Genomic DNA, 22651 nt, shown 5'->3' with positions numbered 1-22651 from the left:
TACGGGAGGTCTCTTGACTAAGCCAGCCATTCTCGCTCTTGCTGATGGCAGTATTTTTCGCGGTGAATCCATTGGTGCCGAGGGTCAGGCCATCGGCGAAGTGGTGTTCAACACCGCCATGACCGGCTATCAGGAAATTCTCACCGATCCGTCCTACAGCCAGCAGATCGTGACCCTGACCTATCCGCATATTGGTAATACCGGAACCACGCCGGAAGATGCGGAGTCCGCCCAAGTATGGGCTGCCGGTCTGATTATTCGCGACCTGCCGTTGTTGGCCAGTAGCTGGCGTAACCGCCAAAGCTTGCCAGAATACCTGCAACAGCATGGCACGGTCGCCATTGCCGGTATTGATACCCGTCGCCTGACCCGCATTTTGCGTGAGAAAGGCTCCCAAAATGGGTGCATTCTGGCCGGTGACAACATCACAGACGAGCAGGCATTGGCGTTGGCTCGCAGCTTCCCCGGCCTTAAAGGCATGGATCTGGCTAAAGAAGTCACCACGGCTAAGGCCTACGAGTGGCGCTCCAGTGTGTGGGATCTGGCTACCGATGCCCATGCAGAAATTCCCGCCTCTGAGTTGCCCTACCATGTAGTGGCTTACGACTATGGCGTGAAGTGGAATATCCTGCGCATGCTGGTGGCTCGCGGTTGCCGTTTGACCGTAGTCCCTGCGCAAACGCCTGCCAGTGAAGTCTTGGCCCTAAACCCAGATGGTGTCTTCTTGTCCAACGGCCCCGGCGATCCCGAGCCTTGTGATTACGCCATCGCCGCGATTAAAGAAATCCTGACTACCGACATCCCCGTGTTCGGCATCTGTTTAGGCCATCAGCTGCTGGCACTGGCCTCCGGTGCTAAAACGATGAAGATGGGACACGGTCATCACGGTGCCAACCATCCGGTGCAGGATTTGGACAGCGGTGTGGTGATGATCACCAGCCAGAACCATGGTTTTGCGGTGGATGAGTCCAGTCTTCCGGCCAATCTGCGTGCGACCCACAAATCCCTGTTCGATGGCACCTTGCAAGGTATTGAGCGTACTGACAAATCGGCGTTCAGCTTCCAAGGTCACCCCGAAGCCAGCCCCGGCCCCCATGATGTGGCCCCGCTGTTTGACCGCTTCGTCGATGCCATGGCCCAGCGCCGCTAAGTCCACTGCCGAGCACAGATTTCGAGAGACTCATGCCAAAACGTACAGACATTAAAAGCATCCTGATCCTTGGCGCTGGCCCCATTGTCATCGGTCAGGCATGCGAGTTTGACTACTCCGGCGCTCAAGCGTGCAAGGCGCTGCGCGAAGAAGGCTACCGCGTCATTCTGGTGAACTCTAACCCAGCCACCATCATGACTGATCCGACCATGGCCGATGCCACCTACATCGAGCCGGTAAAATGGCAGACTGTTGCCAAAATCATCGAAAAAGAACGTCCTGATGCTCTGCTGCCCACCATGGGCGGACAAACGGCGCTCAACTGCGCTTTGGCGTTGGAAAAGCACGGCGTATTGGAAAAGTTCGGCGTCGAGATGATCGGTGCCAATGCCGATACCATCGACAAAGCTGAAGACCGTTCCCGCTTCGATAAGGCCATGCGTACCATCGGTCTGGAGTGCCCACGCTCCGGTATCGCGCACACCATGGAAGAAGCTTACGGTGTACTGGATAAAGTTGGCTTTCCCTGCATTATCCGTCCGTCCTTCACCATGGGCGGCACGGGTGGCGGTATTGCCTACAATCGGGAAGAGTTCGAGGAAATCTGCAACCGTGGCCTCGATCTGTCGCCCACCAATGAGCTTTTGATCGACGAATCTTTGATCGGTTGGAAAGAGTACGAGATGGAGGTGGTCCGCGATAAAAAGGACAACTGCATCATCGTTTGCGCCATCGAAAACTTTGACCCGATGGGCGTGCATACCGGTGACTCCATCACCGTAGCTCCAGCGCAAACCCTGACCGACAAGGAATACCAAATCATGCGCAACGCCTCCTTGGCGGTGCTGCGTGAGATTGGGGTAGAAACCGGCGGCTCCAACGTTCAGTTTGGCATTAACCCTGACGATGGCCGTATGGTGGTGATCGAGATGAACCCACGGGTGTCTCGCTCTTCCGCACTGGCCTCGAAAGCTACGGGTTTCCCCATCGCCAAGGTAGCAGCCAAGTTGGCGGTAGGTTACACCCTGGACGAGCTGTCCAATGACATCACAGGTGGTCGCACCCCAGCCTCCTTTGAGCCGGCTATCGACTACGTGGTCACTAAAATTCCGCGTTTTGCCTTTGAAAAATTCCCCAAAGCCGATGCGCGCTTGACCACCCAGATGAAGTCTGTGGGTGAAGTGATGGCTATTGGCCGTACCTTCCAAGAGTCGGTGCAAAAAGCCCTGCGCGGTTTGGAAGTCGGAGCTAGCGGTTTTGATCCTAAAATCAGCCCCGATGAACTGGAAGCCGAAAGCCGTCTGCGCCGCGAGCTGACCGTTCCCGGTGCGGAGCGCATTTGGTTTGTGGCTGATGCCTTCCGCATGAACAAAAGTGTCGAGGAAGTCTTTGGTCTGACCAAAATCGATCCTTGGTTCCTGATTCAAATCGAAGATTTGATCAAGGAAGAAGAGGCGATCAAGACCATTGGCCTGTCCAGCATCGACGAAAGCCTGATGCGTCGTTTGAAGCGCAAAGGCTTCTCCGATGCGCGTCTGGCTAAGCTGCTCGGTGTGACAGAGAAAAATCTGCGCAGCCACCGCTACAAGCTCAAAGTGCTGCCGGTGTATAAGCGTGTGGACACCTGCGCCGCTGAGTTCGCCAGCGATACCGCCTACATGTACTCCACCTACGAGGAAGAGTGCGAGGCCAATCCGTCCAGCCGCGACAAGATTATGATTCTCGGCGGTGGCCCGAACCGTATTGGCCAAGGCATCGAGTTTGATTACTGCTGTGTGCATGCGGCGCTAGCGATGCGTGAAGACGGGTACGAGACCATCATGGTCAACTGCAACCCCGAAACCGTGTCCACCGACTACGACACCTCCGACCGTCTGTACTTCGAGCCGGTGACTCTGGAAGACGTACTGGAAATCGTGCGCGTTGAGCAGCCCAAAGGCGTGATCGTGCAGTTTGGCGGTCAGACGCCGCTGAAGATTTGCCGTGCTTTGGAAGAGGCGGGTGTGCCCATCATTGGTACCAGCCCGGATGCCATTGACCGTGCTGAAGACCGTGAACGCTTCCAGCAAATGGTGCAGCGTTTAGGTCTGCGTCAACCGGCCAACGCCACCGCCCGCAGCGAAGACGAAGCCATTGCCGCCTCCAAAGCCATTGGCTATCCGCTGGTGGTGCGTCCTTCCTATGTGTTGGGTGGTCGCGCGATGGAGATCGTGTACGAAGAGGAAGAGCTGAAGCGCTACATGCGTGAAGCGGTTCAGGTCTCCAACGACAGCCCTGTGCTGCTGGATCACTTCCTCAACTGCGCTATTGAAGTGGACATTGACGCAGTGAGCGACGGTCATGAGGTCGTGATCGGTGCCATCATGCAACACATTGAGCAAGCCGGTGTGCACTCCGGTGACTCTGCCTGCTCGCTGCCCCCTTATTCCTTGCCTGCGCCAATCCAAAACGAGATTCGCGAGCAAGTGAAGAAAATGGCGCTGGAATTAGGCGTTGTCGGCCTGATGAACGTGCAAATGGCGGTGCAGGGTGAAGACATTTATGTCATCGAAGTTAACCCACGCGCCTCGCGTACCGTGCCTTTCGTCTCCAAGTGCATTGGCGAGTCTTTGGCTAAAGTAGCTGCCCGTGTGATGGCGGGTAAAACCTTGGCCGAAGTAGACTTCACCACCGAGGTGATTCCACCCTACTTCAGCGTCAAAGAAGCAGTATTCCCCTTCGCCAAATTCCCCGGCGTTGACCCCATCCTTGGCCCAGAGATGAAGTCTACGGGTGAAGTTATGGGTGTGGGTGATGGTTTTGCCGAAGCCTACGCCAAAGCCCAACTGGGTGCGGGTGAGGTGCTGCCGAGCAGTGGTTGTGCCTTTATCAGCGTGCGCGAAGACGATCGGCCTATGGTAGCTGATGTGGCACGCAGCCTGATTGAGTTAGGCTTTGATGTGGTGGCTACCAGTGGCACAGCCCGCGAAATTGAGGCCGCAGGCTTGAGTGTGCGTCGGGTGAACAAGGTGACTGAAGGCCGTCCGCACATTGTGGATATGATCAAAAATGACGAAATTACCCTGATCATCAATACCACGGAAGGTCGTCAATCCATTGCCGATTCCTACTCAATTCGCCGCAATGCCTTGCAGCATAAGGTGTATTGTACTACGACTCTGGCCGGTGCTCAGGCCATCTGTGAGGCCTTAAAGTTTGGCTCAGAGAAAACCGTTCGTCGCTTGCAGGATTTGCATGCAGGAGTTAAGCATCTATGACCAAGTTTCCCATGACCATTCAGGGGGCTAAAGCGCTAGAGGATGAGCTAAAGCACCTAAAAAGCGTATTGCGCCCGCAGATCACCCAAGCTATCGCCGAGGCGCGTGAGCTAGGAGATTTGAAGGAAAACGCTGAGTACCATGCTGCCCGTGAGCAACAGGGCATGGTAGAGGCACGTATCCGCGATATTGAAGGTCGTTTGCAGAACGCTCAGGTCATTGATATTGCTAATATTCCCCATAGCGGTAAGGTGATTTTTGGGGTAACGGTGGAGATTATTAACACCGAAACTGAAGAAAGCCTAACCTACCAAATCGTGGGCGATGATGAGGCGGACATTAAGCAGGGTAAGCTGTCAGTGAGCTCTCCCATTGCCCGTGCTTTGGTGGGTAAGGAAGAGGGTGATGTGGTGATCGTTAAAACGCCCAGCGGTGTCGTAGAGTACGAGATCGTTGAGGTTCGTCACCTGTAAGCGGATTAGGCCTGCCTATTAGGCAGGCCTATCAGTTAGCGATGTAGATTGGATAAGGCTTTGTTGGGGTTTGGGTTTTTGCGATACACCAACGCAATTTTGCCAATCACTTGCACTAATTCGCAGCGGGCTTGTTGGCACAGCTCGTCCATCAAGCTGCGCCGATCGTCGCGTTCAGTTTGGCGAAACTGTACTTTAATCAGCTCGTGATCGTTCAGAGCGCGCTCAAGCTCTGCCAATACGCCTTCGCTTAAGCCATTATCAGCCACAATAAGCACAGGCTTGAGGTGGTGACCGATGGCCTTGTAGGTTTTCTTTTGCTCGTTAGAGAGCGGCATAATCAGACCTTTGCGTCTTAACTTGAATAAACAGCGGCTAGTGTAACTGACCCTTAGAAAGCCGCACAGATTGAGGTGGCCGTTTTGGCACGTTCTAAAACCAGTCAGCGCTGGCTGAAAGAGCATTTTGACGACCCCTATGTGAAGATGGCCCAAAAAGATGGCTATCGTTCACGGGCCAGTTACAAACTGTTGGAGCTTCAGGAAAAAGACCACCTGCTGCGCCCCGGTATGACCGTAGTAGATCTGGGGGCCGCTCCGGGTGGTTGGTCGCAGGTAGCCAGCCGTGTGCTGGGAGATAAGGGGCGTTTGATTGCCTCGGATATTTTGTCGATGGATGCCATCCCGGATGTGACCTTTATTCAAGGCGATTTCACCGAGCAAAGGGTCTTTGACGAGATTCTGCGGGCCATTGACGGTCATCCCGTAGACCTTGTGATTTCCGATATGGCCCCCAATATGAGCGGGGTGCGTTCGGCCGATCAACCTAAAGCCATGTATCTATGTGAGTTGGCTTTGGATTTGGCTACCCGAGTGCTTAGGCCCGGCGGGGATTTTCTGATTAAAATCTTTCAGGGAGAAGGTTTTGATGACTACCTGCGCCAAGTCAGGGATGGTTTTGAGCGGGTGCAGATGCGTAAACCCGAATCTTCGCGGGATCGCTCTCGGGAGCAGTATTTGTTAGCCCGTAGTTTTCGGGGACTTTAGGTGGCCTATTAAGATCAAGAAACCGCTGGTTGGCTCTAAGTGACCTTGCAGCCAGAAACAATGTCTGATAGATGAATACTCATAAAGCGTTACAGAGCTTATATGACCCCTCCATCGGGTTGTGTAGTAAGTTTGCCAAGTAAACCGGCTGTTTGCAGTTTTGGGCTTTGTAGGCCGGAAACTGTCCTAGAGGGTAGCTAATTGAACGATATGCTGAAGAATCTCATTCTGTGGCTCATCATCGCGGCGGTATTAGTCACGGTGATGAATAATTTCTCCAATCCGATGGAGCCACGCACACTTAATTATTCGGAATTTATTGAGCAAGTTAAGTCCGGCAAGGTTGAGCGAGTCACGGTAGATGGTTTCATCATTACCGGTGTGCGCTCAGACGGCGAGCAATTTAAAACCATTCGCCCTGCGATTCAGGATTCTGGTTTGATCGGTGATCTGATCAACAATAAAGTTCAGATCGAAGGTAAGCAACCCGAACAGCAGAGCATCTGGACGCAGCTCTTAGTAGCTAGTTTCCCGATTTTAGTGATCATCGCGGTCTTCATGCTGTTTATGCGCCAGATGCAAGGCGGTATGGGCGGCAAAGGTGGGCCGATGAGCTTTGGTAAAAGCAAGGCGCGTCTGCTCTCTGAAGATCAGGTCAAAACTACTTTTGCTGACGTTGCCGGCTGCGATGAGGCTAAAGAGGAAGTCAGCGAGCTGGTAGAGTTTTTGCGCGATCCGGGCAAATTCCAGCGTTTGGGTGGCCGTATTCCGCGCGGTGTGCTGATGGTTGGCCCACCCGGTACCGGTAAAACCTTGCTGGCCAAAGCCATTGCCGGTGAAGCCAAGGTGCCATTTTTCACCATCTCCGGTTCAGATTTCGTAGAAATGTTCGTCGGCGTGGGTGCTTCCCGCGTACGCGATATGTTCGACCAAGCCAAAAAACACGCACCTTGCATCATCTTTATCGACGAAATTGATGCGGTAGGCCGTCATCGAGGTGCAGGTTTAGGCGGTGGTCACGATGAGCGTGAGCAAACCCTGAACCAGTTGTTGGTGGAAATGGATGGTTTTGAAATGAACGATGGCATCATCGTCATTGCGGCCACCAACCGCCCCGATGTGTTAGACCCTGCACTCTTGCGTCCTGGTCGTTTTGACCGCCAAGTAGTAGTGGGCTTGCCAGATATTCGCGGTCGCGAACAAATTCTTAAAGTACACATGCGTAAAGTACCCTTGGGTGAAGACGTTGATCCCTCAGTAATTGCGCGGGGTACGCCCGGTTTTTCGGGGGCAGATTTAGCCAACTTGGTTAACGAAGCTTCCCTATTTTCTGCACGGGCTAACAAGCGCGTGGTAGAAATGCATGAATTTGAGTTGGCTAAAGACAAGATCATGATGGGCGCTGAGCGCAAATCTATGGTGATGTCGGAGAAAGAAAAGCGTAACACCGCTTACCACGAAGCAGGCCACGCAATTGTGGGGCGTTTAGTGCCTGAGCATGATCCTGTATATAAGGTGTCGATTATTCCGCGTGGTCGTGCTTTGGGTGTCACCATGTTCCTGCCCGAAGAGGATCGTTACAGTCTGTCTAAGCGCGCACTGACCAGCCAAATTTGTTCTCTGTTTGGTGGCCGTGTAGCCGAAGAAATGACCCTTGGCTTTGATGGTGTGACCACCGGGGCCTCCAACGACATCATGCGCGCTACCCAAATCGCCCGTAACATGGTGACTAAGTGGGGTCTGTCGGAAAAGCTTGGCCCGCAAATGTATGCGGAAGAAGAGGGTGAAGTATTCTTGGGGCGCTCCAGTGCCAGTCAACACGCTAACCTGTCAGCAGAAACCTCCAAGCTAATCGACCAAGAGGTGCGTGGCATTATCGACTACTGCTATGGCACGGCTAAAACCCTGTTGACCGAGCACCGTGACAAGCTGGATATGATGGCCGATGCTTTGATGATGTACGAAACCATTGATGCCGAGCAAATCGACGACATCATGGCGGGCCGAGCTCCGCGTGAGCCGAAAGATTGGCAAGGCGGTGGTAAGGGTGCTTCAGGAACCCCTAATGTGTCGATTGATCGCCCTGAGGTTCCGCCGATTGGTGGGCCAGCCAGCAATCATTAATAACGCATGATTAGACCTTCAACGTACACCCGGCTCCAATGTGGCAGCCGGGTTCTTGATCTTTCAGTGCCCAAAGTGATGGGGATTCTGAACGTAACCCCAGACTCTTTTTCTGATGGTGGACGTTTCAATCAATTAGATACTGCGCTGTGCCATGCGGAGGCTATGCTGGTGGCTGGAGCTGAGTTGATTGATGTGGGTGGTGAGTCAACTCGTCCGGGGGCAGCCGTAGTGAGCGAGGAGGAGGAGCTCAATCGAGTTCTTCCAGTGGTTGAAGCCATTGCTCAGCGGTTGGACGTGATTATTTCTGTGGATACTTCCACACCTGCAGTGATGCGGGAGAGTGCTCGTTTGGGGGCCGGATTAATTAATGACGTTCGGGCATTACAGCGCGAAGGGGCATTGGCTGCTGCCGCTGCTACAGGACTGCCCGTTTGTTTAATGCATATGCAGGGGGATCCCGCCCAGATGCAACAAGCGCCTCAGTATGACAACATACTGCAAGAGGTGCAGCAGTTCTTGAGTGATCGTCGCCAAGCCTGCTTAGAAGTGGGGATCAGCGCGCACAATATTCTGTTTGATCCCGGTTTTGGTTTTGGTAAGACCCTGACCCATAACTTAGTGCTGTTTAAAGGCTTGGGGTTGCTACACCAATTAGGCCAGCCTTTATTGGTGGGAGTATCGCGTAAAACTATGATTGGCCAAGTGTTAAACAAAGCACCCACTGAGCGGTTAGCGGGCAGTATTGCTTTGGCTACCTTGGCGGCTCAGCAAGGAGCGCACATCATCCGAGTGCATGATGTAGCTGAAACTTGGGATGCGGTTCGGATGGTTGCTGCCGTTCAATCGGCACAATAAACGAGTGAGAGTGTTCATGAGCAGAAAGTACTTTGGAACCGACGGCATTCGAGGGCTTGTAGGGCAACCACCCATTACTCCAGATTTTGTACTCAAGCTGGGGTGGGCTGTAGGGCGTGCCTTTCGTGGTCAGGGTCAAACCCGCATCTTGGTAGGCAAAGATACCCGGATCTCCGGCTATATGTTTGAGTCTGCTCTACAGGCGGGATTGTCTGCTGCCGGGGCTAATGTGATGCTGCTCGGGCCTATGCCTACACCCGCAGTAGCCTATTTGGTGCGAACCTTTCACGCTGATGCCGGTATTGTGATTAGCGCTTCCCATAACCCGCACTATGACAACGGACTTAAGTTTTTCTCTGGACGCGGTACCAAACTACCGGATGAGGTCGAGCTGAAAATCGAGCAGCTCATCGACACACCGATGAGCGTGGTTGACTCTGCTCATTTGGGAAAAGCTTCCCGTATTAACGATGCGGCTGGGCGCTACATTGAGTTTTGTAAAAGCAGTGTACCTACCAGCACCAATTTATCGGGCTTAAAGGTAGTTCTGGATTGTGCCCATGGCGCGACCTATAAAGTAGCGCCTAACGTATTCCGTGAGCTGGGGGCTGAGGTTCTAGCCATTGGCGTGCAACCAGATGGTTTAAACATCAATGCCCAAGTAGGCTCAACCCATGTACAGCAGGTGCAAAAAACTGTTGTGGAGCACGGTGCCCATTTAGGCATTGCTTTTGATGGCGATGGTGACCGAGTGATGATGGTCGATCATACGGGAGCAATAGTCGATGGTGACGAGCTGCTCTACATCATTGCTGCTGATTTACAAGAGCGTGGCCTGCTTACCGGAGGGGTTGTAGGAACTCTGATGAGCAATTTAGGGTTGGAGTTGGCCTTAAGTCATCGGGATATTCCCTTTACCCGTGCTAAGGTGGGTGATCGCTACGTAATGGCCGAAATGTTAGAGCGTGGGTGGTTACTGGGTGGAGAGAACTCGGGACATATTGTGTGCGCTCAACATGCCACAACCGGGGATGGAATTATTGCAGCCTTGCAGGTTGTGCGTGCCTTGCGTAGAACCCAACTGAGCTTGGCTCAAGCACGGCAAGCGGTGAAAAAATGCCCGCAAGTGCTGATCAATGTGCGTTTTAAAGGTGGAGACCCCATTAATCATCCTGATGTACAGGCGGCTTGTCAGCGTATTACCGACAGTATGGCAGGAGAAGGGCGTGTTTTACTGCGTAAATCAGGAACTGAGCCACTAGTGCGTGTAATGGTTGAAGGGATTGACCCTGCGTTAGTTCAGACACATGCAGAAAATTTAGCTCAGTTAGTCGCGAAGGTTAGTGCGTGAGAGCTCTTGTCAGTGGCTCAAACTGAAGGTAAACTTCGCGCCCACTTACGACAGATGAAGGCTGAGCATGCGTCGTCCCTTGGTAGCTGGTAACTGGAAAATGAACGGTACCCGTGCCAGTGTGGCTGAGCTTGTGAGTGGCCTACGTAAACAGTCATTGCCTGAGCAAGTTGATGTAGTGGTATTTCCTGGCTTTTTGCATGCTGATCAGGTTTTGACAAGTATTCGTAGCTTAGATTTATCCGTGGGTGTTGGTGTGCAAGATTGCTCACCAGATCCTGACTGTGGCGCACGGACAGGCGAGATTTCAGCACACCAAATAGCAGATTTAGGGTGTGCTTGGGTGCTGGTTGGGCACTCTGAGCGCCGTACATTCTGGAGTGAGTCAGACGAAGTACTCACTCAAAAGTGTCGAGCTGCTCAGCAAGCTGGGTTAAAAATAGTATTTTGTGTTGGGGAAACATTAGAGCAGCGGGAGTCTGGTATAAGCTTGGCTGTAGTAGAGCAGCAGCTTAAAGCCGTTTTGCCCTTGCTTGATGCCCATGAAACTGTGGTTATAGCTTATGAGCCTATATGGGCCATAGGCACTGGATTGACTGCGCAGCCTAACCAAGTGCAGGAAATTCATGCAGGGATACGTGCTTGGCTGGCTCGGTGCTTAGGTGCAGGCTCAGCTACTGTGAAAAACATGCGGATTCTCTACGGTGGCAGTGTGAAAGCGGCTAATGCGTGTGAGTTGTTCGCAATGCCGGATGTAGATGGTGGGTTGATAGGCGGAGCCTCTCTTTCTGCTGATGAGTTTGGTGCTATCTGCCGTGCTGCTGGGAATTAATTGATGTATCAGAGTATAGTGATTGCCGTACATCTGCTAGCTGCTGTTGGCGTAGTGCTTCTAGTGCTTCTCCAACAAGGAAAGGGAGCTGAAAGTGGGGCTTCTTTCGGTGGTGGAGCTTCTGCAACCGTTTTCGGAAGCCAAGGTTCTGCGACCTTTTTGAGCAAGACAACAGCAGTACTGACAGGGATTTTCTTTTTGACTAGCTTGGGTTTGGCTTATTTTGCCAAGCAGCAAAGTAAGGAACTTTCGGAAGCGGGATTACCTGTTGTTCCGTCTGCATTTGAAGTTCCTGCTAATAAGCCCGTTAAACCGTTGATTGAAGACGTACCTGTTTTAGATCAGAAGCACTCTAAGTCAGAAGTGGTTCCGAGTGTAGAATCTGCTCCTGTTGCTCCTAACTCTGATATTCCTAGTGTTGATAACAAGGATCAAGAAAAGTCTAGTCAGTAACAGTTAAGTTTTGCCGAGGTGGTGGAATTGGTAGACACGCTACCTTGAGGTGGTAGTGGCCACAGGCTGTAGGGGTTCGAGTCCCCTCCTCGGTACCATACATAGTATCCCGACTTGCCCTAAGTTCACCTAGGCTAGACGGGAGAGCAGAGAAACCGGCCATAGCGCCGGTTTTTTTGTGCCTGAGTTAATCTCGGTCTACCTAGATACACCCGTGTTTTAGGGGTATGTTTAGAGGTATCTCGGTTCGATTTGTCAGCGTACCCCTACCTATGGCTCGCACTGTCACCCCTTTGAGTGATACGAAATGCGAGGTCGCCAAGCTTCGTGTACAAGCTGTTTGATGGGCAGAGGCCATTCCTACTGATCAAGACCACGGGCACGAAAACTGAGCGTGCCCCGTTGAAGGAATGTGGTTCTTTGAAAACAACTACCCTAATTAAGCATTGGGCTCAGAGTTTAACGGAGGGCTAGAGACCACCTGATTTCGGCCATTTCGCTTAGCCGTGTATAAGGCCTGATCTGCTAAGGTCAGGGTTTGCTCAGGAGAGTAAGGGCTGGCAGAGGTGTAGCTGGCCACCCCAAGGGAAATCGACAAAGGCTGGTCTGGAATGGGCCTATGTCTTTCTACCTCATGGCGTAAGTGCTCGGCTACTATACAGGCGTCAGATAAACTGGTTTGGGGTAGTAGCATTAAGAACTCCTCGCCACCCATGCGGCAGAGAATATCTTTCCCCTTGGCTTGCTCGCGCATCACCTGAGCTATGGTTTGGATGACCCTGTCGCCTTGGAGATGGCCATAGATGTCATTGACCTGTTTGAAAAAATCAATATCCAAAGTAATGGCGCTAAAGCATTGATTCGAAGCGGCCAGTTCGTTCAAGGCTTTCTCTAACCCACGACGATTGTAGAGACCCGTGAGAGGGTCTTGGTGAGCATCCACTTTTAGCTGGCGTAGTTGCTCTTGAGTGGCAGAAATGCCTAGAAGCAAAGCCTGCTTCATCCGTTGAGCCTCGTAATACCAACCAGACACCGCTTGAAGCTGAGGAATACAGCTCTTGCTGCCCATATCCAGACTATTATCCGCTAGGCGCTCTAAAGGAGCAGAGATTGACCGAGCCAGCCACCACAGTAGCGGCAACAATACTAATATCAGTGGAGCTATATGCTTTATTACGTCTTGCATCAGCATATCCAATGAAGAGAGTGTCTTTTGGGTGGGGCGCTGAACAACAATGCCCCAACCTAAAGAGGGCAATGCTACATAGCCAGCGAGCATGTCAATGTTCTGTGTATTGATCAGTCGTTGGCTGCCGCTGTTTCCCTGCATCAGTTGACGAACCACCGAGTTTTGAGGGGCAAACTCACCGATACGCTGTGGCTCGGGATGGTAAATAAGCTGGCCCTGAACACTAACGACATACACATAGGTACCGTTTTGGAAGGGGTGCTGATCTATCAGGCGTTGCAGCGGGCCGTCATGCAGGTAGATAGAGCCTCCCAGATACCCTTGGTAATGCCCCTGCGCATCCTTAATAGGATAGGACATCTGGATGATCCAGTTGCCCGCCTTGGATACATAAGGAGGCGTAATCATTGGTTGCTGCTGGGTCAAGGCGGCGTGATTACCCGCCGTGTTCAGAAGCTGTCCTTCCATATACTGTAAATGTGCAGGCCAGATGCTAATCACACGGCCTTCCGCATCCACCCGAAACACTGAGTTGAAATAATGGTTTTGTTGCTGTAGTCGCTGTGTTGCCTCCCGTACAGCTTCTGGGGAGTGCTCCATATGGTTTGCGACGTAACTCAAGGCATACTGGGCATCTTGTAGATAGTGCTCTAAGGTTTTGGCCAGTCTGGTGGCATATACTTGGTTGCCTTCTAGCGTGCTTTCAATCAGTGCGTCCCGTTGCACCTGACGGGCGGCACTTAGGGTACTGAGTAAAATTAACAGGCCGCTGCTAACGACAAGCAGCAAAATAAGACTGCGCAGATCCATTCGCAGTTGGATCGCTGAAAAAATTGGCATAGGGCACAGCAGTCCTGAAAGAATGTCTGACAGTTTTCCAGTTTACTTAAGGTATCTGCTTATTACAGGATGCCTTCAGTCAGGCCAGTCATAGGATAATCGATACGAGGCTCAGTATTCTCAGTATTGAGCTGTAATATTGGGCCAGTCGTTTATATTGGCTTGCCATCTAACAAAGGAGCTGTATACAGATATAGGTTTATCCTAATATCCAACCGATTGATTGCATTTAGCGCTGTTAATGCTCTAAAAGAAAGACCTTAAATCACCAGTGCAGATTGATTTTTTTTGGTTGTTGGTTATACTGCCATGATTTCGACGCGGGGTGGAGCAGTCTGGTAGCTCGTCGGGCTCATAACCCGAAGGTCGTTGGTTCAAATCCAGCCCCCGCAACCAGTTTTTTGTTAAAAAGCCCCTAAAATAGGGGCTTTTTATTAGCTAAGCCTTGTTCATTCAGCAGGGCACTATCCGATGGGCATTTAGCCCATTTTTTATTTCTAAAATATGGTGAGGAACTTTCTTGTCGAGCAAGCTAGAGCAGTTGCAGGAGTTGCTGTCTCCAATTGTCGAGGCTCTGGGTTATCAATGCTGGGGGATTGAGTTTTTCTCTCAGGGGCGGCACTCCTTATTACGCGTCTATATTGATCATGAGAACGGCATCCTGATTGAAGATTGTGAAAAGGTTAGCCGTCAGCTGAGTGGGGTATTGGATGTTGAAGACCCTATTAGTGTTGAGTACACGCTGGAGGTGTCTTCACCGGGGATGGATCGTCCCTTATTTACCTTGGAGCAATTTGCTCGCCATGCCGGAGAGCAAGTGAGGATCAAACTGCGTGTTCCCTTTGAGGGACGGCGTAACTTTCAAGGATTGTTACGCGGAATAGAAGAGCAAGATGTCGTGGTAGTGGTGGAAGACCATGAATACCTCCTGCCGATCGAAACGATCGATAAAGCCAATATCGTTCCCCGATTTGAATAAGTTATAGGTTTGCGGAGCCGAATGGACTTCAAGAAGCGAGGCATGCGATGAGCAAAGAAGTATTGCTGGTTGTTGAGTCGGTTTCCAACGAAAAAGGTGTGCCTCCTGGTGTCATTTTTGAAGCGTTGGAACTGGCTTTAGCCACAGCCACCAAAAAGCGCTATGAGGATGAAGTTGATGTGCGTGTAGCCATCAATCGCCAGACTGGTAATTACGACACCTTCCGCCGCTGGACGGTGGTGGACGATGAGGATTTTGAAAATCCTGCGGCTCAATTGACCCTAGATGAAGCTCAGCAACGTACTCCAGAGGCTCAGTTAGGACAGGTTATTGAGGAGAAAATCGACTCCATTGAGTTCGGTCGCATTGCAGCGCAAACCGCTAAGCAAGTTATCGTACAAAAGGTTCGTGAAGCGGAGCGGGCTCAGATCGTTGATGCCTACCGCGAACGCTTGGGTGAGATTATTTCAGGCACCGTGAAAAAGGTGACGCGTGATAACGTCATCGTGGACTTAGGCAACAATGCTGAAGCCTTGTTAGCCCGTGAGGAAATTATTCCCCGGGAAACCTTCCGAGTCGGTGCTCGGATGCGGGCATTGTTAAAAGAGATTCGTAGCGAGAACCGTGGCCCGCAGTTAATTTTGTCTCGGACTGCTCCGGCTATGCTGATTGAGTTATTCCGCATTGAGGTTCCTGAGATTGCGGAAGGCCTGATTGAAGTGATGGGCGCTTCCCGTGATCCAGGATCGCGGGCCAAGATTGCCGTACGTTCTAAGGATAAACGCATTGATCCACAGGGTGCTTGCATCGGTATGCGTGGATCTCGAGTACAGGCGGTATCAGGTGAAATCGGCGGTGAGCGCGTCGATATTGTGCTCTGGGATGAAAATCCGGCCCAGTTTGTCATCAACGCTATGGCCCCTGCTGAAGTAGTGGCCATTATTGTAGATGAAGATGCCCATGCGATGGATGTCGCTGTGGCGGAGGATAACCTAGCCCAAGCCATAGGTCGTGCAGGTCAAAACGTCCGTCTGGCAAGTCAACTGACGGGCTGGACTTTGAACGTAATGACAGAGGCGGACATTCAAGCCAAACAAGCTAAAGAGACGGGTGATATCCTTAAACGCTTTGTCAATGAATTGGGTGTGGACGAAGGGCTTGCCCAAGCACTGGTTGATGAAGGCTTTACCACGCTAGAAGAAATAGCGTATGTGCCAATGGAGGAAATGCTTGGCATTGAAGGTTTCGACGAAGACATCGTCAACGAACTGCGGGCACGGGCTAAAGACCGTTTGCTAACCCGAGCTATAGCAACTGAAGAAAAACTAGCCGATGCTCAACCAGCCGAGGATTTACTTGCGCTGGATGGGATGGATGAAAAGCTGGCCGCTGAACTGGCTGTGCGCGGTGTCATTACCCGTGAAGACCTAGCAGAACAATCTATTGATGATTTGCTAGATATAGAAGGTATTAATGAAGAACGTGCCGGTAAGTTGATCATGGCCGCACGCGCCCATTGGTTTGAATAATGGGCCGCCTGAGGAGAATAACGCATGACGCAAGTCACGGTGAAAGAGTTAGCCAAGATTGTAGATACCCCCGTTGAGCGCCTGTTACAGCAGATGCGTGAAGCGGGTTTGCCCCACAACAATGCCGAGCAAGCAGTAAGCGATGCAGAAAAACAAACCCTGTTGACCCATTTAAAGGGAACCCACGGGGCGCGTACTACTGCCGATGAGCCGCGTAAAATTACCTTGCAGCGTAAGACGACCACTAAATTAAAAGTCAGCGCCAGCAAGACCATTAGTGTTGAAGTACGTAAGAAGAAAACCTACGTCAAACGTACTCCTGCTGAAGTTGAAGCAGAAAAGCAAAAAGAGCTGGAGGCTCAGCGTGCTGTAGCAGCTGAGGCTGCGCGTCAAAAAGAAAAAGCTGAAGCCGAAGCCCGTCAAAAAGCTGAAGCTGAGGCGCGTCGCCAAGCTCAGGCGGAAGAGCGCGCAAAAGCCGCTACTAAAGCAACACATCAGCAAAGCAGCATTGAGGCTGCCCCAACTAAAGCGGCTCCTCCATCAGCTCCTGCGCCTAGTGAGCGTAAAAAGGAAGATCAGCCTCGTCGTGTCGATAAAGATCATCGTACTGATGATGATGAGCGTCGGGAGCGTAAGCAGGCTCAACATCGTCCATCGCTGAAAGCTAAGGCCCCCGTAACTCGGGTTGTGGTCAGTGTGGGTGATGATGAGGATACTGATGGTTTTGGTGGTGGTCGCCGGGGTGGTGGTCGTGGCCGTAGCAAACCTAAGAAGCGTAACCAGCATGGTTTCCAAGCACCTACTACGCCTGTAGTGCGTGAAGTGAATTTGGGTGAAACTATCACGGTTGCTGAACTGGCTCAGCAGATGTCTATTAAGGCGGCTGAAGTCATCAAGTTTATGTTCAAGATGGGCTCTCCGGTTACCATTAACCAGGTTCTGGACCAAGAAACCGCTCAGCTGGTGGCTGAAGAGTTTGGCCACAAGGTGACTCTGGTTAACGAGAACGCCCTAGAGGATCAACTGGCCGAGTCCCTGAAGTTTGAGGGTGAAGCCGTTAGCCGCGCGCCAGTCGTGACCGTTATGGGTCACGTTGACCACGGTAAAACCTCGCTGCTCGACTACATTCGTCGCACCAAAGTAGCTACGGGTGAAGCGGGTGGTATTACCCAGCACATCGGTGCTTACCACGTTGAAACCGATCGCGGCATGGTGACCTTCCTCGATACTCCCGGTCACGCAGCCTTTACTGCGATGCGGGCTCGGGGTGCTAAGGCCACTGACATCGTGATTCTGGTGGTGGCAGCGGACGATGGCGTGATGCCGCAAACCGAAGAAGCGATCCAGCATGCGAAAGCAGCCGGTGTGCCCATCGTTGTGGCGGTGAACAAAATTGATAAGCCCTCGGCTGATCCTGATCGGATTAAAGCTGATTTGGCGGCGCGCGGGGTTAACCCCGAAGAGTGGGGCGGCGACGCACCCTTCGTGCATGTTTCGGCCAAGTTTGGTACCGGCATCGACGAGCTGTTAGAAGCCGTACTGCTGCAAGCCGAAGTACTGGAGCTGACTGCTACGCCGAGCGCTCCGGGCCGTGGTGTGGTTATTGAATCGCGTCTGGATAAAGGTCGCGGCCCTGTGGCGACAGTACTGGTACAAAACGGTACTCTGCGTCAGGGCGATATCGTACTGGCGGGCGTCAACTATGGCCGCGTTCGGGCGATGTTGGACGAGAATGCTCAGCCAATTAAAGAAGCGGGCCCTTCGATTCCGGTCGAAATCCTCGGTTTGGATGGCACACCAGATGCTGGTGACGAGCTGACCGTAGTGGCCGACGAGAAGAAAGCTCGCGAAGTGGCTCTGTTCCGTCAAGGTAAGTTCCGTGAGGTTAAGCTGGCACGCCAGCAATCGGCCAAGCTGGAAAATATCTTCGAAAACATGGGCCAAGACGAGAAGAAGACCCTCAACGTGGTGCTCAAAGCCGACGTACGGGGCTCTTTGGAAGCCTTGCAAGGTGCGCTGTCCGATCTGGGCAACGACGAAGTGCAAGTGCGGGTCATTGGTGGTGGCGTGGGTGGTATCACCGAGAGCGACGCCAACTTGGCTCTGGCTTCCAGCGCGGTACTCTTCGGCTTCAACGTCCGTGCGGACGCGGGTGCGCGTAAGATCGTCGAGCAGGAAGGTCTGGATCTGCGCTACTACAACGTCATCTATGACATCATCGAAGACGTGAAGAAAGCCCTGTCCGGTATGCTCGGCAGCGATGTCCGGGAAAGCATTCTGGGTATTGCCGAAGTACGCGATGTGTTCCGTTCACCGAAATTCGGTGCGGTGGCCGGTTGTATGGTGGTGGAAGGTAACGTCTTCCGTAACCGTCCGATCCGCGTACTGCGTGACGATGTAGTGATCTTCGAAGGCGAGCTGGAATCCCTGCGTCGCTTTAAAGATGACGTTTCCGAAGTGCGCGCCGGCATGGAGTGCGGTATCGGCGTTAAGAGCTACAACGACGTACGCATTGGCGATAAGATTGAGGTCTTCGAGAAGATCCAGGTCGCTAGAACCCTCTAAGGTTTTAGTATTTAGTGCACAACGGGCTGGATTGACTACTGAGTCAGTCCAGCCCGTTTGTCTTGGGCCTATCGAGCGAGGGTGGGTATCTATATGGCCAAAGAATACAGTCGTACTCAGCGAATTGGCGATCAAATGCAGCGCGAGCTGGCCTTGCTGATTCAGCGAGAGATTAAAGATCCCCGCTTAGGGATGGTGACTCTAACCGCCGTCGAGGTCAGTCGTGATCTGGGGCACGCGAAGGTCTACATCACGGTAATGACCGCTGGTGCGGATGAGTTACAGCGCATTCAGCAAAGCTTGGAAATTCTCCAAGAAGCGGCCGGTTTTTTACGCATGATGCTGGGCAAAGTTATGAAGGTGCGTACAATTCCGCAATTACACTTTCATTATGATGCCAGCATCCGTCGTGGGGCGGAGTTGTCTGCACTCATTGAACGTGCGGTACAGGAAGACCGCCAGCATCAGTCTGATGGGGAATAAGGGTGGCGCAAGTAAAACGTATTCGCCGTCCAGTGGACGGTGTTCTAATTTTAGATAAACCCAAGGGGTTAACCTCCAATGCAGCCTTACAGAAGGTGCGTTGGTTGCTCAATGCAGAAAAAGCCGGACATACTGGAAGTCTTGATCCTCTAGCTACTGGGGTCTTACCCCTGTGTTTTGGTGAGGCGACCAAGTTTTCTCAGTATCTATTGGATGCGGATAAAGGCTACGAAGCTCTGGTTCAGTTGGGTGTCACTACCACTACGGGTGATGCTGAAGGGCAAGTGCTGGAGCGTCGTTCTGTTAGCGCAACACGAGATCAGATCCAGCAGGTGTTGGCGCGCTTTGTGGGTACGATCCAGCAAATTCCTCCCATGTATTCTGCGTTGAAACGAGACGGCCAGCCGCTGTACAAGTTAGCCCGTGCAGGCGAAGTGGTAGAGCGCGAGGCGCGCGAAGTAACCATTACGCAGTTGGTGTTATTGGACTATGCTGGAGATCAACTGCGCTTATCGGTGCACTGCAGTAAGGGAACCTACATCCGAACGCTGGCTGAGGATATCGGCCACGCCTTAGGCTGTGGGGCTCATGTTGCTGCTTTATGTCGTACTCAGGCTGGGCCGTTCCAATTGCAGCAGTCTGTGACTTTAGAACAGCTTGAGCAACTGCAGGCGGCTCAAGGCGCTGAGGCTTTGGACAGTCTGTTATTGCCGGTAGACAGTGGTTTAGAACACTGGCCGCAGTTGCAGCTATCAGAACACAGTGCCTATTACTGGTTGCACGGACAGCCCGTCTGGGCACCGGATGCACCAAAGTTTGGTATGGTACGAGTGCGGGATCACCAAGATCGTTTTATTGGTTTAGGTGAAATGAATGATGATGGGCGCTTAGCGCCACGTCGTTTGATTCGGTCAGTTTGACCGATACCACCGCGTGTAGTGGTGGGCCGAGGGTGGCTGTTGGCAGGCACGGTCATACCTTGAATTACTAACAGGGAATCTTCCCAGCCTGTTCCTATGAGGAGTTTGTTATGGCACTAAGCGTTGAAGAAAAAGCCCAAATCGTTACTGACTACAAACAGTCTGAAGGCGACACGGGCTCCCCCGAAGTGCAAGTAGCCCTGTTGACTGCAAACATCAACAAGCTGCAAGACCACTTCAAGGCCAATAGCAAAGACCACCACTCCCGTCGTGGTCTGATCCGCATGGTCAACCAGCGCCGCAAGCTGCTGGACTACCTGAAAGGCAAGGACACTAGCCGCTACAGCGCCCTGATTGGTCGTCTGGGTCTGCGTCGCTAAGCGCTTTTCCGGTTTGGGAGTCGAGTGGAATGATCCCCTCGGCTCCTCGTTTTCAGGGACAAACGGGCCGATACCCGATGTTTCTGACCCTTTCCCCCGAGGCAACACAGAGAAGGAACACCGTGAATCCGGTAATTAAAAAGTTTCAGTTTGGTCAATCGACCGTAACCCTAGAAACCGGCCGCATCGCCCGCCAAGCGACAGGAGCTGTGCTGGTTTCTATTGATGATGACATCAGTGTATTAGTCACCGTGGTTGCTGCTAAACAAGCCGACCCGGGTAAAGATTTTTTCCCGTTGTCGGTGCATTACCAAGAGAAAACCTATGCCGCCGGTCGTATTCCCGGTGGTTTCTTTAAGCGTGAAGGCCGTCCTTCAGAGAAGGAAACCCTAACTTCACGTCTGATCGACCGTCCGATCCGTCCCCTGTTCCCTGAAGGCTTCATGAACGAAGTGCAGGTAATCTGCACCGTCGTTTCTACCAGCAAGAAAACCGATCCCGATATCGCTTCGATGATCGGTACTTCAGCTGCCTTAGCCATTTCCGGTATTCCCTTTAATGGCCCTTTGGGTGCTGCGCGTGTAGGTTTCCATGAGGAAACCGGCTATCTGCTCAACCCCAACTATGAGCAGCTCAAAGCCTCGCGCTTAGACATGGTGGTAGCTGGTACTGAAACCGCCGTACTGATGGTGGAATCTGAAGCCGAAGAGCTGACCGAAGATCAGATGCTGGGCGCGGTGCTCTTTGCTCACGAAGAATTCCAAACCGTCATTCAAGCCATCAAAGAGTTTGCGGCGGAAGCCGGTAAGTCTGCTTGGGATTGGGCTGCTCCGGTTGAAAACACCGCTCTGCTGAATGCCGTTAAAGCGGAGTTTGGTGAGGCTATTTCTCAAGCCTATACCATCACCGTCAAACAAGAGCGTTATAGCCGTCTGGACGAGCTACGCGCTCAAGCTGTGGCCAGCTTATCCGGTGAGGAAGAAGGCAAATTCTCGGCTGCTGAAGTTTCTGAAGCCTTCGGTACCATCGAATACCGCAGCGTGCGTCAGAACATTGTGGATCAAAAACCCCGCATTGACGGACGCGACAACCGCACCGTACGCCCTTTGAGCATTGAAGTAGGTGTTCTGCCTAGAACCCACGGCTCAGCCCTGTTTACCCGTGGCGAAACCCAAGCTTTGGTGGTCGCCACTCTGGGTACCGCCCGCGATGCTCAGGTTTTGGATACGCTGGAAGGCGAGCGCCGTGAGCCCTTTATGCTGCACTACAACTTCCCGCCCTTCTCGGTGGGTGAGTGTGGACGCATGGGCAGCACAGGCCGTCGTGAAATCGGTCATGGTCGTTTAGCTCGTCGTGGCGTGCAAGCCATGCTGCCTGCAGAAACCGAGTTTCCCTACAGCATCCGCGTGGTTTCAGAAATTACTGAATCCAACGGTTCCAGCTCTATGGCTTCTGTGTGCGGCGCTTCCTTGGCGCTGATGGATGCCGGTGTACCGATGAAAGCCCCTGTAGCCGGTATCGCTATGGGCTTGGTTAAAGAGGGCGAGCAGTTTGCCGTTCTGACCGACATTTTGGGTGACGAAGACCACCTCGGCGACATGGACTTCAAGGTGGCCGGTACCGCTCAGGGTGTCACCGCGCTGCAAATGGACATCAAGATTCAAGGCATCACTGAGGAGATCATGGAGATCGCCCTGAATCAAGCCTTAGAAGCGCGTCTGCATATTCTGCAACAGATGGGACAAGTCATCGGCCAGTCCCGCAGCGAGCTGTCGGTGAATGCTCCGACTATGCTGGCGATGAAGATTGATCCAGACAAAATCCGCGATGTCATCGGTAAAGGCGGCGCTACTATTCGCTCCATCTGCGAAGAGACCAAAGCCTCCATTGATATTGAAGACAACGGCGCGGTTAAAATCTTCGGTGAAACCCGTGAAGCGGCTGAGGCGGCTAAACAGCGCGTTCTGGCCATCACTGCTGAAGCCGAAATTGGCAAAGTCTATGTGGGTCGTATCGAGCGCATTGTGGACTTCGGTGCCTTTGTCAACATCCTGCCCGGTAAAGACGGCTTGGTGCATATTTCTCAGATCAGCGACCAGCGCATTGAGAAAGTCACTGATGTGTTGAAAGAAGGCCAAGAGGTGAAGGTGCTGGTGTTGGATGTGGATAATCGTGGCCGCATTAAACTGTCGATTAAAGACGTTCCCGCCGAGGTTTAAGTT

At 52.4% G+C, this 22651-nt stretch carries 18 protein-coding genes and 2 tRNA genes; 18 read left to right on the top strand and 2 right to left on the bottom strand.

All coding sequences use genetic code 11. From position 1 onward, the window contains the following. The first annotated feature begins 13 nt into the window (after positions 1-13). Genes carA through greA form a run of 3 tightly spaced genes read left to right on the top strand, consistent with a single transcriptional unit; the run spans position 14 to position 4880 of the window. The gene (gene carA, locus LX59_RS01525) at positions 14-1150 is read left to right on the top strand and encodes a glutamine-hydrolyzing carbamoyl-phosphate synthase small subunit (RefSeq protein WP_144570066.1); all 1137 of its coding nucleotides are present in this window, start codon (positions 14-16) and stop codon (positions 1148-1150) included. Positions 1151-1182: 32 nt separating this feature from the next. Continuing rightward, a complete protein-coding gene (gene carB, locus LX59_RS01520; RefSeq protein ID WP_144570065.1) occupies positions 1183-4407 on the top strand; it encodes a carbamoyl-phosphate synthase large subunit in 3225 nt (1074 codons plus the stop codon). After that, positions 4404-4880 carry a transcription elongation factor GreA gene (greA, locus tag LX59_RS01515; protein ID WP_144570064.1) on the top strand — a complete coding sequence of 159 codons (477 nt, stop codon included), beginning with the start codon at positions 4404-4406 and terminating at the stop codon, positions 4878-4880. The genes carB and greA overlap by 4 nt, the downstream gene beginning before the upstream one ends. Positions 4881-4915: 35 nt before the next feature. Here greA and yhbY read toward each other — a convergent pair whose 3' ends face one another. Further along, positions 4916-5218 carry a ribosome assembly RNA-binding protein YhbY gene (yhbY, locus tag LX59_RS01510; RefSeq protein ID WP_144570063.1) on the bottom strand — a complete coding sequence of 101 codons (303 nt, stop codon included), beginning with the start codon at positions 5216-5218 and terminating at the stop codon, positions 4916-4918. A gap of 84 nt (positions 5219-5302) precedes the next feature. On the opposite strand from yhbY, the gene rlmE reads away from it, so the two are divergent. The 7 genes from rlmE (at position 5303) to LX59_RS01475 (ending at position 11642) form a co-directional block, all read left to right on the top strand. After that, positions 5303-5926 (top strand): 23S rRNA (uridine(2552)-2'-O)-methyltransferase RlmE, encoded by a 624-nt coding sequence (gene rlmE, locus LX59_RS01505; protein ID WP_144570062.1) that lies wholly within the window; start codon positions 5303-5305, stop codon positions 5924-5926. 210 nt (positions 5927-6136) lie between these two features. Then, positions 6137-8050, top strand: coding sequence for an ATP-dependent zinc metalloprotease FtsH (ftsH, locus tag LX59_RS01500; protein ID WP_144570061.1), 1914 nt, complete (start codon positions 6137-6139; stop codon positions 8048-8050). A 6-nt stretch (positions 8051-8056) separates the two neighbouring features. After that, positions 8057-8908 carry a dihydropteroate synthase gene (gene folP / locus LX59_RS01495; protein ID WP_144570060.1) on the top strand — a complete coding sequence of 284 codons (852 nt, stop codon included), beginning with the start codon at positions 8057-8059 and terminating at the stop codon, positions 8906-8908. A 16-nt stretch (positions 8909-8924) separates the two neighbouring features. After that, on the top strand, positions 8925-10259 hold the full coding sequence (gene glmM, locus LX59_RS01490; protein WP_144570059.1) for a phosphoglucosamine mutase: 1335 nt from the start codon (positions 8925-8927) through the stop codon (positions 10257-10259). Between the two features lie 67 nt (positions 10260-10326). Further along, a complete protein-coding gene (tpiA, locus tag LX59_RS01485) occupies positions 10327-11091 on the top strand; it encodes a triose-phosphate isomerase (RefSeq protein WP_144570058.1) in 765 nt (254 codons plus the stop codon). Positions 11092-11094: 3 nt separating this feature from the next. After that, the gene (secG, locus tag LX59_RS01480; protein WP_144570057.1) at positions 11095-11544 is read left to right on the top strand and encodes a preprotein translocase subunit SecG; all 450 of its coding nucleotides are present in this window, start codon (positions 11095-11097) and stop codon (positions 11542-11544) included. Between the two features lie 12 nt (positions 11545-11556). After that, positions 11557-11642, top strand: a tRNA-Leu gene (locus LX59_RS01475). Positions 11643-11983: 341 nt separating this feature from the next. Here LX59_RS01475 and LX59_RS01470 read toward each other — a convergent pair. Beyond that, positions 11984-13573: a sensor domain-containing diguanylate cyclase gene (locus LX59_RS01470; protein WP_144570056.1), complete on the bottom strand. Its 1590-nt coding sequence runs from the start codon at positions 13571-13573 to the stop codon at positions 11984-11986. A 319-nt stretch (positions 13574-13892) separates the two neighbouring features. On the opposite strand from LX59_RS01470, the gene LX59_RS01465 reads away from it, so the two are divergent. The 8 genes from LX59_RS01465 (at position 13893) to pnp (ending at position 22648) form a co-directional block, all read left to right on the top strand. Next, positions 13893-13969 (top strand) — tRNA-Met (locus LX59_RS01465). Positions 13970-14093: 124 nt separating this feature from the next. Further along, a complete protein-coding gene (gene rimP, locus LX59_RS01460; RefSeq protein ID WP_144570055.1) occupies positions 14094-14552 on the top strand; it encodes a ribosome maturation factor RimP in 459 nt (152 codons plus the stop codon). A 47-nt stretch (positions 14553-14599) separates the two neighbouring features. Beyond that, on the top strand, positions 14600-16081 hold the full coding sequence (gene nusA, locus LX59_RS01455; protein ID WP_144570054.1) for a transcription termination factor NusA: 1482 nt from the start codon (positions 14600-14602) through the stop codon (positions 16079-16081). A gap of 24 nt (positions 16082-16105) precedes the next feature. After that, positions 16106-18646, top strand: coding sequence for a translation initiation factor IF-2 (gene infB / locus LX59_RS01450; RefSeq protein ID WP_144570053.1), 2541 nt, complete (start codon positions 16106-16108; stop codon positions 18644-18646). Between the two features lie 93 nt (positions 18647-18739). Next, on the top strand, positions 18740-19129 hold the full coding sequence (gene rbfA / locus LX59_RS01445; protein ID WP_144570052.1) for a 30S ribosome-binding factor RbfA: 390 nt from the start codon (positions 18740-18742) through the stop codon (positions 19127-19129). Between the two features lie 2 nt (positions 19130-19131). Further along, a complete protein-coding gene (truB, locus tag LX59_RS01440; RefSeq protein ID WP_144570051.1) occupies positions 19132-20049 on the top strand; it encodes a tRNA pseudouridine(55) synthase TruB in 918 nt (305 codons plus the stop codon). A gap of 110 nt (positions 20050-20159) precedes the next feature. Then, entirely contained in the window at positions 20160-20429 is a 270-nt protein-coding gene (rpsO, locus tag LX59_RS01435) for a 30S ribosomal protein S15 (protein ID WP_144570050.1), read from the top strand. Positions 20430-20551: 122 nt separating this feature from the next. Then, positions 20552-22648: a polyribonucleotide nucleotidyltransferase gene (gene pnp / locus LX59_RS01430; RefSeq protein ID WP_144570049.1), complete on the top strand. Its 2097-nt coding sequence runs from the start codon at positions 20552-20554 to the stop codon at positions 22646-22648. The last annotated feature ends 3 nt before the right edge of the window (positions 22649-22651 follow it).

It is taken from the genome of Azomonas agilis, assembly GCF_007830255.1.
GTDB lineage: Bacteria > Pseudomonadota > Gammaproteobacteria > Pseudomonadales > Pseudomonadaceae > Azomonas > Azomonas agilis.
This window is presented reverse-complemented; position numbering and strand designations above follow the sequence as displayed.

Coding starts and splice junctions, on each gene's coding strand:
- carB (WP_144570065.1), top strand. CDS start 1,183: ATGCCAAAACGTACAGACATTAAAAGCATCCTGATCCTTGGCGCTGGC.
- greA (WP_144570064.1), top strand. CDS start 4,404: ATGACCAAGTTTCCCATGACCATTCAGGGGGCTAAAGCGCTAGAGGAT.
- yhbY (WP_144570063.1), bottom strand. CDS start 5,218: ATGCCGCTCTCTAACGAGCAAAAGAAAACCTACAAGGCCATCGGTCAC.
- ftsH (WP_144570061.1), top strand. CDS start 6,137: ATGCTGAAGAATCTCATTCTGTGGCTCATCATCGCGGCGGTATTAGTC.
- folP (WP_144570060.1), top strand. CDS start 8,057: ATGATTAGACCTTCAACGTACACCCGGCTCCAATGTGGCAGCCGGGTT.
- glmM (WP_144570059.1), top strand. CDS start 8,925: ATGAGCAGAAAGTACTTTGGAACCGACGGCATTCGAGGGCTTGTAGGG.
- tpiA (WP_144570058.1), top strand. CDS start 10,327: ATGCGTCGTCCCTTGGTAGCTGGTAACTGGAAAATGAACGGTACCCGT.
- secG (WP_144570057.1), top strand. CDS start 11,095: ATGTATCAGAGTATAGTGATTGCCGTACATCTGCTAGCTGCTGTTGGC.
- LX59_RS01470 (WP_144570056.1), bottom strand. CDS start 13,573: ATGCCAATTTTTTCAGCGATCCAACTGCGAATGGATCTGCGCAGTCTT.
- nusA (WP_144570054.1), top strand. CDS start 14,600: ATGAGCAAAGAAGTATTGCTGGTTGTTGAGTCGGTTTCCAACGAAAAA.
- infB (WP_144570053.1), top strand. CDS start 16,106: ATGACGCAAGTCACGGTGAAAGAGTTAGCCAAGATTGTAGATACCCCC.
- rbfA (WP_144570052.1), top strand. CDS start 18,740: ATGGCCAAAGAATACAGTCGTACTCAGCGAATTGGCGATCAAATGCAG.
- rpsO (WP_144570050.1), top strand. CDS start 20,160: ATGGCACTAAGCGTTGAAGAAAAAGCCCAAATCGTTACTGACTACAAA.